Annotated in this window: 13 protein-coding genes; 9 read left to right on the top strand and 4 right to left on the bottom strand. The window is 64.6% G+C overall.

Features of this window, described 5'->3' with window-relative positions:
• On the top strand, window positions 1-497 hold a 497-nt coding region (locus tag ACWGTO_RS31600; RefSeq protein ID WP_454578670.1), incomplete at its 5' end, for a tyrosine-type recombinase/integrase.
• 33 nt (window positions 498-530) lie between these two features.
• Here ACWGTO_RS31600 and ACWGTO_RS31595 read toward each other — a convergent pair.
• Entirely contained in the window at window positions 531-1,427 is an 897-nt protein-coding gene (locus ACWGTO_RS31595) for an SMP-30/gluconolactonase/LRE family protein (protein WP_454578669.1), read from the bottom strand.
• A 99-nt stretch (window positions 1,428-1,526) separates the two neighbouring features.
• On the opposite strand from ACWGTO_RS31595, the gene ACWGTO_RS31590 reads away from it, so the two are divergent.
• The 8 genes from ACWGTO_RS31590 to ACWGTO_RS31555 all read left to right on the top strand — a co-directional run bounded on the left by ACWGTO_RS31590 (window position 1,527) and on the right by ACWGTO_RS31555 (window position 8,676).
• Complete coding sequence (locus ACWGTO_RS31590; RefSeq protein ID WP_454578668.1) at window positions 1,527-2,246, top strand: FadR/GntR family transcriptional regulator; 720 nt, start codon at window positions 1,527-1,529, stop codon at window positions 2,244-2,246.
• A gap of 1 nt (window position 2,247) precedes the next feature.
• Window positions 2,248-3,450, top strand: coding sequence for a mandelate racemase/muconate lactonizing enzyme family protein (locus ACWGTO_RS31585; protein WP_454578667.1), 1,203 nt, complete (start codon window positions 2,248-2,250; stop codon window positions 3,448-3,450).
• A 23-nt stretch (window positions 3,451-3,473) separates the two neighbouring features.
• Window positions 3,474-4,451, top strand: a complete 978-nt coding sequence (locus ACWGTO_RS31580) for a substrate-binding domain-containing protein (protein WP_454578666.1) — start codon at window positions 3,474-3,476, stop codon at window positions 4,449-4,451.
• An 85-nt stretch (window positions 4,452-4,536) separates the two neighbouring features.
• On the top strand, window positions 4,537-5,514 hold the full coding sequence (locus ACWGTO_RS31575; RefSeq protein ID WP_454578665.1) for an ABC transporter permease: 978 nt from the start codon (window positions 4,537-4,539) through the stop codon (window positions 5,512-5,514).
• A gap of 4 nt (window positions 5,515-5,518) precedes the next feature.
• The gene (locus ACWGTO_RS31570) at window positions 5,519-6,250 is read left to right on the top strand and encodes an ATP-binding cassette domain-containing protein (protein ID WP_454578664.1); all 732 of its coding nucleotides are present in this window, start codon (window positions 5,519-5,521) and stop codon (window positions 6,248-6,250) included.
• 12 nt (window positions 6,251-6,262) lie between these two features.
• Window positions 6,263-7,018, top strand: coding sequence for an SDR family oxidoreductase (locus tag ACWGTO_RS31565; RefSeq protein WP_454578663.1), 756 nt, complete (start codon window positions 6,263-6,265; stop codon window positions 7,016-7,018).
• A gap of 3 nt (window positions 7,019-7,021) precedes the next feature.
• A complete protein-coding gene (locus ACWGTO_RS31560) occupies window positions 7,022-7,891 on the top strand; it encodes an aldose 1-epimerase (protein ID WP_454578662.1) in 870 nt (289 codons plus the stop codon).
• Window positions 7,892-8,235: 344 nt separating this feature from the next.
• Complete coding sequence (locus ACWGTO_RS31555) at window positions 8,236-8,676, top strand: hypothetical protein (protein ID WP_454578661.1); 441 nt, start codon at window positions 8,236-8,238, stop codon at window positions 8,674-8,676.
• A 282-nt stretch (window positions 8,677-8,958) separates the two neighbouring features.
• Here the strand turns inward: ACWGTO_RS31555 and ACWGTO_RS31550 are convergent, their stop codons facing one another.
• The 3 genes from ACWGTO_RS31550 to ACWGTO_RS31540 all read right to left on the bottom strand — a co-directional run bounded on the left by ACWGTO_RS31550 (window position 8,959) and on the right by ACWGTO_RS31540 (window position 12,675).
• Window positions 8,959-9,945, bottom strand: a complete 987-nt coding sequence (locus ACWGTO_RS31550; RefSeq protein ID WP_454578660.1) for an ABC transporter permease — start codon at window positions 9,943-9,945, stop codon at window positions 8,959-8,961.
• 214 nt (window positions 9,946-10,159) lie between these two features.
• Entirely contained in the window at window positions 10,160-11,131 is a 972-nt protein-coding gene (locus ACWGTO_RS31545) for an ABC transporter permease (protein ID WP_454578659.1), read from the bottom strand.
• A complete protein-coding gene (locus ACWGTO_RS31540; RefSeq protein WP_454578658.1) occupies window positions 11,128-12,675 on the bottom strand; it encodes a sugar ABC transporter ATP-binding protein in 1,548 nt (515 codons plus the stop codon). Before ACWGTO_RS31540 ends, ACWGTO_RS31545 begins: the two co-directional genes overlap by 4 nt.
• Between the last annotated feature and the right edge of the window lie 138 nt (window positions 12,676-12,813).

Genomic DNA, 12,813 nt, shown 5'->3' with positions numbered 1-12,813 from the left:
TCCAACAGAAAACCGGTCGACCTGTTCAGTTCGAGTTGATGAGCGACGCACGCTCCAGCCTGTTCGCATGGCTGGAACGACGCGGCGGAACAGTGGATGATTACGCTTTTCCGAGCAGAATCGATCCAACGGCTCATATGAGCACTAGGCAATATGCCCGCCTCGTCGACGAATGGGTCGAGGCGATCGGGCTTCGACCCCAGGAATACGGCACTCATTCCCTGCGTCGCACCAAGGCGTCGATTATCTACAAAGCTACGGGAAATCTGCGAGCTGTCCAGATTTTGCTCGGTCATACGAAGATCGAGAACACGGTTCGCTATCTGGGAGTCGATGTAGAAGATGCTCTCGAACTTGCCGAGGCAACCGAGGTTGATCAAGAGCGGCTCCGCTTCAGGAGTGGAGCCGTGAACGATTTGCGCCTCATTCGGTCATTCTGTGGCGCGCCACAAGCATTCATTTGCGCGTTTGGGGGTCTTGGCCGGCGCCAACCTTGAAGTCCTTCCATCGCATGCCTGCATGGCGGACGCCTAACCGAAGCGGTTGCTCCACGCGCCTCGCTCCCCCGGTCGTAGCGCAAAAAGTCCGCCCTCATGCGGGTGTGAATCAAGGTGCTTCGCGGCCATCGTGAAGCGCGCGGACGTGACGAACAGCGTGTCGAGGTCTGCGCCGCCAAAGGCGCAGCTTGTCGGCCACGAGCAGGGCAGTTCGACGATCCGATCCAGTCGGCCGTCCGGCGCGATGCGGGCAAGGCAACTGCCGCCCACAACCCGGCAGTTCCAGATATAGCCTCCGGCATCCATGCAGGAGCCGTCGGGCAGGCCCCGTGGGAAGTCGCCGAAGAGCAGCCGCCGATCGGCGAGCTTTGATGATCCGTCCGAGGCATAGCTGTAGATTGCGTTCTTCATTGTGTCGGCAGTCACGAATCGACCGTCTGGCGTCCACACCATGGTGTTGGTGATGCCAAAATGGTCGTCGGACAAGCGGCTCACACCGCCGTCGGGAGCAACCCGAAACAGCTGCCCGGCCTCCTGCGTAATGGGCACGGGGGCATCATCCGCTCCGATGTTGTTGGCCATCGTGCCGACCCAGAACGACCCATCAGGCGCGACGACGCCCTCATTCAGCCGTATGTCGGGCCTGTCCGGCTCGATCGTCGCAATCGTTCGGAACGGTCCCCCGAAATCCCACAAGGCAATCTCGTTCCTCAGGCCGACAATGGCGCCGCCATCGGCGCGCAAGCCGATCGAAGTGACCAGATCGGGCGTCTCCCAGGATTCGTGAGCCAAGGTCAGCGGATCCAGCCTGTGTATCCTGCGGCCGATAATGTCGATCCAGACCAACCGGTTGCCGCGATCGTCCCAGATCAGGCTCTCGCCGACGACGTCGCGCGCATCGAAAAGCAGGCCAGCGTTCGTCTCGTTCATGCGGGGGTCCCCAGGCTAGAAACACTCTTGACATATATCTCTTGGATAAATTAACAACAATTGGATAGCAACCTGTCATACATGTTTTGAGAGGGCGACATGCAGGATCCGACGGAGACAGCGGCTGAGCCGAATCCCGGCCTTGTGAGCACGGCGATCCAGGCGATCACCCAGCACATCCGTTCGCAGGGCCTTGCGGCTGGCGATCCGTTGCCAAGCGAAGCGGCCATGACGCGCCAGCTCAATGTCTCACGAACCGTCGTGCGCGAAGCGTTCCGGTCGCTTTCGGCAATGCGCCTGATCGACATGAGCGCCGGGCGCCGCGCCACCGTCGCCAAGCTCGACACCGGCGCCATGTCGATGGTGATCGAGCACGGCATCACCACGCAGCAGATCAGCGTCCATCAGGTCTATGATGTCAGGCGCACGATCGAGATGCGCACGGTGGCGCTCGCGGCGCTCCGCCGCACCGAGGCGGAAGCCGCGGCAATTGCGCAATCCGCCAGGCTGATGCGTGAGAATTTCCAGAACCCCGAGATCGTCATGGAGCACGACATCGCCTTTCACGAGGCGATCGCCGCAGCCTCGCACAACCCGGTCTTCTCGCTGATCGTCACCGCCTTCAGCGGTGTCACGCGCCGCACCTGGGTGATCGGCTGGCGCACACGCTCCTCCAGCGAAGACCAGCTCAAGATGATCAAGGGACACGAGGACATAGCCGAGGCGATCGTCAAGGGCGATCCGCGGCTCGCCGTCGAGCACATGGCGCAACATTTCGACAAGAGCGTTAAGGCGCTGCTCGATGCGGGAATCGCCTGACATGAAGATCACCGCGATCGAGACTATCCGCATCGACGAGCGGCCCAACCTTCTCTGGGTCGAGGTCCATACCGATGAGGGCATCACCGGGCTCGGCGAGACCTTCTTCCTGTCGCGCACCGTCGAGGCGTATCTGCACGAATATGTCGCGCCACGGGTGATCGGCCGCGATCCGCTCGAGATCGATCTTTTGTCCGCCGACCTGGTCGGCTATCTCGGCTTCCGCTCCAGCGGCGCCGAGGTGCGCGGCAATTCGGCCTTCGACATCGCGCTGTGGGACATTTTCGGCAAGGTCACCGGCCAGCCGATCGCGCAGCTTCTGGGCGGCTTCAGCCGGCGCTCCATCCGCACCTACAACACCTGCGCCGGCACTGAATACATCAAGGACGCCAAGGGCCAGACGACGGCCAATTACGGCATCAGCGCCGGGCGCGACTATGACGATCTCAACGGCTTCCTCAACCGTGCCGGTGAACTGGCCGAGGAACTGCTCGAAGACGGCATCACGGCCATGAAGATCTGGCCGTTCGATCACGCCGCTGAAAAGACGCGTGGCAACGACATCTCGGCGGCAGACCTGAAATCCGCGCTGAAGCCGTTTGAGAAGATCCGCCGCGCTGTCGCCGACAAGATCGACATCATGGTCGAGTTCCATTCGATGTGGCAGCTTTTGCCGGCCATGAAGATCGCCGGCGCGCTGAAACCTTATGCCACCTATTGGCACGAAGACCCGATCCGCATGGACAGCCTCGGCGACCTGAAACGCTACGAGGCGGTCAGCCCGGCGCCGATCTCGGCCTCCGAGACGCTGGGCAGCCGCTGGGCGTTTCGCGACCTGCTCGAAACCGGGGCTGCCGGCATCGTCATGCTCGACATCTCCTGGTGCGGCGGCCTGTCGGAGGCGCGCAAGATCGCCGCGATGGCGGAGGCCTGGCGGCTGCCGGTCGCGCCGCATGACTGCACCGGTCCGGTCGTGCTCGCCGCCTCGACGCATCTGTCGCTCAATGCGCCCAACGCACTGGTCCAGGAAAGCGTGCGCGCCTTCTACCGCACCTGGTACCGGGACCTGGTAACGGCGCTGCCTGAAGTGAAGAACGGCATGATCACCGTGCCGCCGGGACCGGGCCTGGGGCTGGCGCTCAACCCCGACCTTGGCAAAGCCTACACCGTGCAGCGCCGTGTCTCCGACAAGACCGACATCTAGAAAATCCAAAGGGAGGAATTGAAATGAAAAAACTGACTGCAACACTTCTGCTTGGCGTCGCTCTTTTTGGCGCCCAGACCGCTGCCCGCGCCGACGGGCTGAACATCGTCTTTACGCATCATTCGTCGGCCTCGAACACTTTCTGGCAAGCGGTGAAGAAAGGCTTCGACGACGGCTGCGCCAAGGTCGAGGCCAGCTGCAACATGGTCTTCACCCAGACCGAGGGCTCGATCGAACAGCAGGTCGCCAACATGCGCGCAGCTCTTGCCGCCAAACCCGACGCGCTGCTGACCTCTATCGTCGACGACCATGCCTTCGATGACGTCATCAAGGAGGCGCGCGATGCCGGCGTGCTGGTGATCGCCGTCAATGTCGACGATACCGAAGGCGCCAAGGGCAATGCGCGCCAGGCATTCGTCGGACAGGGCTTCAAGCCGGCGGGCTATTCGCTGGCCAAAGCCATTTCGGAGAGCTTCCCGAAGGACGGCCCGATCAAGGTTCTGGTCGGCATCTCGGCGCCCGGCCAGAACTGGTCCGAAAGCCGCGGTGCCGGCGTGATGCAGTTCCTTGAAGAATACAAGGCCGAGCATGCCGACCGCGACGTGTCGTGGGAGCGCATCGACAGCGGCACCGACCTTGCCATCACCTCCGACCGCGTTGGCGCCTATCTCAACGCCCATCCCGACACCACTGCCTATTTCGACACCGGGTTCTGGTGCGCCGGCGTCGCCCGCGTGCTGGCCGATCGCGGCGTAGCGCCTGGCAAGGTCCTGCTCGGTGGCTTCGACTTGGTGCCCGAAGTGCTGCAGCAGATGCAGAAGGGCTACGTGCAGGCGCTGGTCGACCAGCAGCCCTACATGCAAGGCTTCATGCCGGTGATGGAGGCCTATCTCAACAAGAAGATCGGCCTGGCGCCTTCCGACATCGACACCGGCCAGGGCATCGTGCGGCCGAACCAGGCCGACGCGATCATGGCGCTCTCTGCCCAGGGGATGCGCTGACGGCGCAGCCAAATGAATGGCTTTGCATCGGCGGTGCCGCGCGCTGCCGATGCATCAACAGAAGTTCGAATTCCTGGAGCCGGACGTGAAGCGTCTGTTCAAGACCTATCTCGAAAAGCCGGAGCTGGCCGGCCTGATCCTGCTCTTGCTGCTGATCGTCGTGTTCCAGATCCGCTCGCATGGCGTGTTCCTCAACCAGGACAATCTGCGCGGCATTCTCGGCATCCTGCCGGAGGCCGGCCTCGTTGCCATCGGCGTCACCATCCTGATGATCAGTGGTGAGTTCGACCTCTCCGTCGGATCGGTGTTCGCGCTGATGCCGATGACGATGGCGGTGCTGATGGTGCATGGCGCGCCGTTCCCGCTGGCGCTGCTCGCCGGACTGCTTGTCTCGGCGGCCATCGGCTTCATCAACGGCTACATCACCCTTCGCTTCGCCATACCGAGCTTCATCACCACGCTCGGTATGCTGTTCATGGCGCGCTCGCTCACCGTCGTCGTCTCGGGCGGCTTCCCGCCGCTGCTCCCGGCTGACCTGCCAAACTGGCTGTTCACCTCCTTCGTTGGCCCCGGCAACATGTTTCGCATGTCCTTCCTGTGGTTTGCCGGCATTGCAGTGCTGACCTCGCTGATGCTTTCACGCACCAATTTCGGCAACTGGATCAAGGCCACGGGCGGCTTCCCGCCGGCCGCCGCCGCGATGGGCATCCCGACCGCCAGGGTCAAGATCATCTGCTTCATGCTCTGTTCGATGCTCTCCGGCTTCGCCGGCATGCTGCAGGTGCTGCGGTTGGGCTCGCCCTTGCCGTCGATCGGCGAGGGCATGGAACTGCAGGCGGTGGCCTCCGCCGTCATCGGCGGCGCTTCGCTGGCCGGCGGTATCGGCACCGTCATGGGCGGAATCATCGGCACGACGCTTATCCGCGTCATCGACAACGGCCTCGTGCTCAGCCATGTCGACGCCAATTGGTTCAAATTCGCCATCGGCTTCCTGACCATATTCGCTGTCGTCGCCAATGCCTGGATGCGCAAGCGCGCCAAGGCCATCAAGATGGAGGACTGAAGCGATGGCCGACGCGATCATCTCCGTGCACAACCTTCACAAATGGTATTCGGGCGTCCATGCGCTGAAGGGGGTGACGCTCGACGTCACCCGCGGCGAGGCTCTCGGGCTGGTCGGCGACAATGGCGCCGGCAAATCGACCCTCATCAACATCCTCTCCGGCGTCCACACGGCGGACCAGGGCGAGATCAAGGTTGAGGGCCAGACGGTCCGCATCGCCAAGCCGCGCGACGCGATGGATCTCGGCATCGAGACGATCTACCAGTACAATTCCATGGTGCCGACCATGTCGATTGCCCGGAACCTGTTCATCGGCCGTGAGCCGACCCGTTTTTCGGTCTTTGGCGTCGGCTTGCTCGACCAGAAGAAGATGGCCAGCGAAAGCATCCGCGCAATTGCCAATGTCGACCTGCATCTGCGCTCGCCGGATGCCCTTGTTGGCGAGCTTTCTGGCGGCCAGCGGCAGGGCGTCGCCATCGCCCGGGCCATGCATTTCAAGTCGAAGGTGATGATCCTCGACGAGCCGACCAACCATCTCTCCGTCAAGGAGACGAGGAAGGTGATCGGCTTCGTGCGCGGCCTGAAAGAGCAGGGCATCACCGGCGTCTTCATTAGCCACAACATGCACCACGTTTTCGAATGCTGCGACCGCGTGGTGGCGATGGCGCGCGGCGAAATTGTGCTGGACAAGCGGGTCGCGGAGACCTCAATCGATGAAGTCCACAGCGTTCTGTAAGAGGTGGTGGCAATGAAGGTCCTTGCCGATCGTGTCGTGCTCCTGACCGGCGGCCTTGGCTCGCTCGGTCGGGCCCAGGCTGTGACGCTGGCGCGGGCCGGGGCGCGCGTGCTGCTGCTCGATCGCCCCGATAGCGAGGACGGGCCAGGGATCGCCACGGCGCTGGCCGCTGAGGCGGGCGGCGACGTCACCTTTATCGGCTGCGACCTCAACCGGCTTGCAGAGGCGGAAGCCGCGGTGGCGGCGCTGGCGGGGAGGGAAGGTGGGATCGACGTTCTGATCAACAACGCTGCCCTGATCATCAACCGGCCGTTCGAAGAATTCTCGCTGACCGAGTATGAGGATCAGATCCGCGTCAACTCTTCGGCCGCCTTCGCCTTGGCGCGGGCCTGCGCGCCGGCGATGAAGGCGAAGGCCTATGGCAAGATCGTCAATTTCTGCTCCATCACGCTCAATGGCCGCTGGGACGGCTACGTGCCCTATGTCGCGTCGAAGGGCGCGATGCTCGGCCTGACCAAATCACTGGCGCGGGAACTCGGACCGCATGGCGTCCGGGTCAACGCCGTATCCCCTGGCGCGGTGGTTTCGGAGGCCGAGGCGCGTGTGTTCGGCGACCGGCTGGCGCAATACAACGACTGGATCCTGGAGAACCAGGGTCTCAAGACGCGCATCGAGCCGCATCACGTTTCCGATCTCGTGCTGTTCCTGGCATCGCCCGCGTCGGACATGATCAGCGGCCAGAACATCGCCATCGACGGCGGCTGGTGAGGGATGGCCGGCTTGCTGGAACTGCGCGATGGCCGCGCCCGTGTCGTCCTGGCGCCGCAGAAGGGTGCGGCGATCGCCCGCTTTGACGCTCTGGTCGACGGCGCACCGGTGCCGCTGCTTAGGCCCGGCCATGGCACCGGCGCCTCCGGCTGCCAGCTTCTGATTCCCTGGTCGAACCGAATTTCAGGCGGCGGCTTCGAATTCGACGGCCGCTTCCACGCCGTCGAGCCGAATGTGGCGGGAGAGGCCTTTCCGATCCATGGCGACGGCTTCCAGAAGGAGTGGCGGATTGCCGGCCACAGCGCCACCGAAGCGGAACTGGTCCTCGATGCCGGTGGGATCGGCCCCTACCGATACACGGCGCGCGTTGCCTTTGCGCTGCATGACGGGGCCCTGGATGCCACGCTCACCGTGGAGAACCGTGCCGGCATTCGCCTGCCTTACGGCCTCGGCTTTCATCCGTGGTTCCCGCGCAGCGCCGCAACGACGCTTGAGGCGAAGGCGGCACGGGTCTGGCTGGAGGACAAGCGTCATTTGCCGATCGGCGTGGCGCCTGTGGCCGATTACCCCGCGTGGAATTTCTCGAGCGCCTCCCTGCTGCCGCGAAGCTGGGTGAACAACGCCTTCGACGGCTGGGACCGCCGCGCCAGGATCGCTAGACCCGAGGACAGGATCGCCATCTCGCTCACGGCCTCACCGGCGCTCGACGTCTTCATCCTCTACTCGCCGTCGCCGGATGCCGGCTTCTTCTGCTTCGAGCCGGTGTCGCATCCCGTCGACGCGCATCACGGCGCGGGCCTGACGCCGCTCGAACATTGCGCCATCATGAGCGCCCGTATTCGGCTGGACTGGAGTTCTATCGACTTGCGTTGATGCGAGCAGCTATTGACCGGTAACAACACAACTGAACTTAGCGGGGCCACTTAGGGTTTCAGCAGAATGGCAGCTTCAGGCTAGTTCGTTCCAGAACCGGATCGTCCGCTGTCGGCCCAAGTTCAGCCATCAACCCGTCCATCCTCCCGCTACCGTCGTCTACACCCCTCCGCTGGCGTCGCCGGCGTTCCAATCGGTGTATGCCCACATTAGCACTTGTTTCGTGGCGATAACGCGCTAACCCCGCCAACCCTGGAACCAAATCCCAGCCTAAACTGTTCCAGTTGGATTCGACGCCGACGAGCCCTGCCTGTTGGGTGAGCGGCGCTGTTGAGGAGCTTATCATGACCATCTCGTCCAGCTTTCGTTCGCTCGCGGTTGCGGCCATCGCCGCTGTTGCCGTCGGCGCTGCCAGTGCCGCGCATGCCGATAGCGGCACGATCCGCTTTGCCGTCTACAAGGCGGCCTTCTTCGTCGGCGGCTCCGGCGGCGAGGGCACGCTGACCTTCCATGGCCGCTCCTATCCCATCTCGATCGGCGGCGTCTCGGGCGGCTTCGCCTTCGGCGTTTCCAAGACCTATTTCAAGGGCACCGTGCGGCATATCCGCAGGGTCCGCGATGCGACCGGGGTTTATGGCGCGGCGGGCGGCGGCGGCGCGCTCGGCAAGGGCGCGCAGGTGATCGTCATGACCAACGACAAGGGCGCCCAGCTCGAGCTTACGGGCCGGCAGGTGGGATTGCAGGTGAATGCGGATTTGAGCGGGATGGCGATTTCGCTGAAGTAGGGGCGCGGGTGCGCTCTGGGTGGGCGAGTTCGCCTGGCAATCGCTTAGGGCGGCCCCCACTCCGTCTCGGCTTCGCCGAGCCACCTCTACCACTTTCGTGGGGGAGAGGAAACGCTAATTTTCGGGGATTGCGGTCTTCAAAGGCTGGATTTCCTCTTCCTCAGAAAGCTTGGCATTTCCTCTCCCCCACTATGTGGGGGGTAGAGGTGGCTCGGCGAAGCCGAGACGGAGTGGGGGCCTGCGGCTGGGATGGGTAGCTTGGCTCTAAGCGGCATCGGCCGCCTACCGCTCCTCCACAATCCGCAGATACGCCGCCGTCACGAACAGCACGATCAGCCCGAACAGGATCCGCCGCGCGCCCTCCGGCATCTGCAGGATGGTCAGCAGCGTCGTCAGCACGGTCAGGATGAGCGCGCCGATGATAGTGCCGGTGTAGCCGCCGCGGCCACCGAAGATTGAGGTGCCGCCGATCACGGCGGCGGCCACCGAGGGCAGCACCAGGGGTTCGGCGAGCGATAGCGACGGGGCCTTGATCAGGCCGATATAGAGCAGGCCGGTGATGCCGGCGAGCACGCTGGAGGTGACGTAGAGCGCGGTGATGACCTGCCAGTATTGCACGCCCGACAGCCGCGTTGCGCGCTCATTGTCGCCGACGGCGTAGAGCAGGCGGCCGAAGCCGGTGCGAGCCAGCGTGAAGACGATAAGGGCTGCCAGCGGCAGGAACAGAAGCAGCGCGTTGGGGAAGCCCCAGGTTACGCCGGTGCCGAGCCAGGCGAGGAAGTCGGGGATCTTGGCGCCCGACGCGATCACCGTGCGCTGGTAGACCTGCAGGCAGCCGGTGCCGATCAGGCTGGTGCCCAGCGTCATGATCAGCGGGTGGACGCGAAAGACGCCGACGCCGATGCCGTTGACGAGGCCGATCAGCACCGCCGGCATCATCGCCAGCAGGAAAGCCACCGCCGGGTCCTGGTTGACCACTTGCGTCGCCATGATGAAGGCGCTCATCGTCGCCACCGTGCCGACCGACAGGTCGATGCCGCCGGTCAGCATGGTCATGGTCTGGCAGCCCGCGAGGATCGCCAGCGGAATGGCGAATTTGATGGTGTTGGCGATCCAGCGCTCGTTGACGATGCCGGGACGCAGGATCTGCAGGATCACGACGAGGATGATCAGCAGGATGATCAGCGGGATGAGCGGCCGGTCGGCCATGAAGCGTTTTACGCGGCGGCCGATGGGGAGGGGTTGGGGTATGATCGCGGTGGTGCTCATGGCATGACTCTTCGCGATGGCGTTGGCGCGACTTCCCTTCTCCGCCTGTGGGAGAAGGTGGATCGGCGCGATAGCGCCGAGACAGATGAGGGGTGCTCCAGCGGAGTGAGACGTTGGTGTTTCCTGGAACACCCCTCATCCGTCTTGCCGCTGCGCGGCAATCCACCTTCCCCCACAAGGGGGGAAGGAAGAAGAGCGCGCTGATGCCCACCCCTCATTGCCGCCCTCGCATCGTGATGAACGCGCCGAACATCACCACCGCAACCATGATCAGGCCTTCGATGATGGCGGTGACATTCGGGTCGATGGCGAGCAGGGTGAGATCGGTGCGCACCAGGCGCAGCACGAAGACGGCGACGATGGGGCCGATCAGGCCGCCCTTGCCGCCGCCGAGCGCGACGCCGCCCAGAACGACGGCGGCGACGCTGGCCAGCAGATAGGGGCCTGGGATGGGGGCGCCGATGCCGGTGCTCATGGTCAACGCCAGGCCGCCAAAGGCGGCGAACAGGCCCGACAGCGCATAGGCGATGATGCGGGTTCGCTTGACCGGCACGCCTGAGCGGAACGCCGCCAGCTCGCTCGAGCCGATGGCGTAGATGGAGAGGCCGAGGCGCGAGCGCCTGAGCGGTATCCAGATGACGCAGAGGCAGACGATGAGCACCAGCAGCGCCTTGGGCAGCCAGGCGTCGATGGCGTCGGGCAGGCCGGGTATGGGCACGGTGCCGGAGATCAGCGCCTTCAGCCACTCGGCGGCGGCGCCGCCCGGCGCGCCGAGCACCAGAAGGGCCGCGCCCTGCAGCACGAACAGCATGGCGAGCGTGACGACAATGTCGGGCACGCGGGTGACGACGATAAGCAGGCCATTGAGCGCGCCGAGCACGCAACCCATGGCGAGCACGAAGGGCACCACGAACAGCGCGTATTCCTCGGAGGCGCCATTCATCATCGACGCTGCGGTGACGCTGGTCAGCGCCATCATGGCGGCGACCGACAGGTCGATGCCGCCGGCGATGACCACCACCGTCTGGGCGGCGACTGCGAAGGCGTAGGGCAGGACGGCGCGGGCAAGCGAGCCGAAATCGCCGCTGCCATAAGCGGGCTGGATGATCCTGGTGGCGATGAACAGGACGACCAGATGCGCGAACAGGCCGACGACCCAGCCCTGGCGGCGCAGGAAATGGTTCATGGCGTCGCCCCCGACTCGGAAGCATTGGCCGTCGGGTCAGCCAGAATACCGATATCGGCCTTGGCGCCGCGCGGCAGGCCGTAGGCGGCTCGCATCAGCGCCGGCTCGTCGGCCTCCTCGACCGGAAAAATGTCAACCAGGTGGCCGCCGAAGATGACGATGACGCGGTCGCAGACGCGCTGCACCTCTTCCAGCTCGGAGGTGTAGAACAGCACCGACTTGCCGTTGCCGGCGAGCTCGCGCAGCAGCTTGTAAATCTCCTGCTTGGTGCCGACATCGATGCCGCGCGTCGGGTCGAAGCACAGGATGGTGCGGGCGTCCGCCGCGATCCAGCGGGCGATGGTCACCTTCTGCTGGTTGCCGCCGGACAGGCGCTGCACCTCGCCTTGCGCGCGGGTGTCGATCTGCAGCCGCTCGATGGCGCTGAGCACGGTGGCGCGCTCGCGGCGCATGGCGATCGGACCCCAATTGCGGAGCGCCGCACTGAAGGGCAGCGCAATGTTCTCGCGCACCGAGCGCTGCATCGCGAGCGCTTCGGACCGGTCGCCCGGCACATAGGCAATGCCCGAACGGATGGCGTCGATCGGGTGCGAAAATTTCACGGGAGAGCCGTCGACCTCGATGGTGCCGCCATTCGGTTTGATCGAGCCGGCAAGGGCGGCGAACAACTCGTCCTGGCCCTGGCCTTCGAGCGCGACGACGCCGGCGACCTCGCCATCGGCGAGATCGAAGGAGACGTCGCTGAGCTTGGTGCCGACGCGCAGATTGTGCACCGAAATGCGCGGCCGGGCAGGGGCGGGTGCTGCCTTCTCGGCGGCGCTGCGGGCGGCGACATGGGTCTTGACGATGCGGGTGCCGAGCATCAGCTCGACGATCTTTTCCTCGACGCCCGGCACGATGTCGACGACGCCGACGGTCTCGCCGTCGCGCAGCACGGTGGCGCGGTCGCATAGCGCCGAGATTTCGACGAAGCGATGCGAGATGAAGATCACGGCACGGCCTGAATCGCCCTGGCGGCGCACCACTTCCAGCACTTTCTCGGCGAGGTTGGCGGGCAGTGCCGCCGTCATCTCGTCGAGCAGCAACACGTCTGGCTCGACAGCCAGCGCACGCGCCAGGTCGAGCACGCGCAGAACGGCCAGCGGAATGTCTCGCGCGGTGTCGCGCAGGTCGAGGTCGGTGATGCCCAACTCGCGCACCCAGGCGCGGAACGGCTCGACCGGCGTGCCGGTGAGCCTGAGATTGGACAGCACGTCGAGGTCGGGGATCAGCGACGGCTCCTGATAGACAGGCAACAGCCCGGCACGTCGCGCGGCGGCAGGCGAGCGGATATCGCGCGCCTCGCCACGGATCAGGATGCGCCCGGCATTGGCCGGAATGGCGCCGGTCAGGATTTTTACAAGCGTCGATTTACCGGCACCGTTGGCGCCCATCAAGGCGTGGACCTCGCCCGGCAGCACGGAGAGCGACGCGTTGCGAAGCGCCGCGACCGCGCCGTAGGACTTGGCGACGCCTGTGGCGTCGAGGAGGGGGCTGGTGGTCAAATTGCTGTCTCGATCTATGGGGTCTTAAATGCGGCAGTACGCCGGGCTTGCGCGCGGCGTACTGTTGAGAGGCTCTACCTTCTCCCCTTGTGGGAGAAGGTGTCGCCGAAGGCGACGGATGAGGGGTGTTCCAGCGGA

This window comes from Mesorhizobium sp. PL10, from assembly GCF_053714315.1.
The sequence above is the reverse complement of the archived record's forward strand: the minus strand, read 5'-3'. Positions and strand labels throughout refer to the sequence as shown.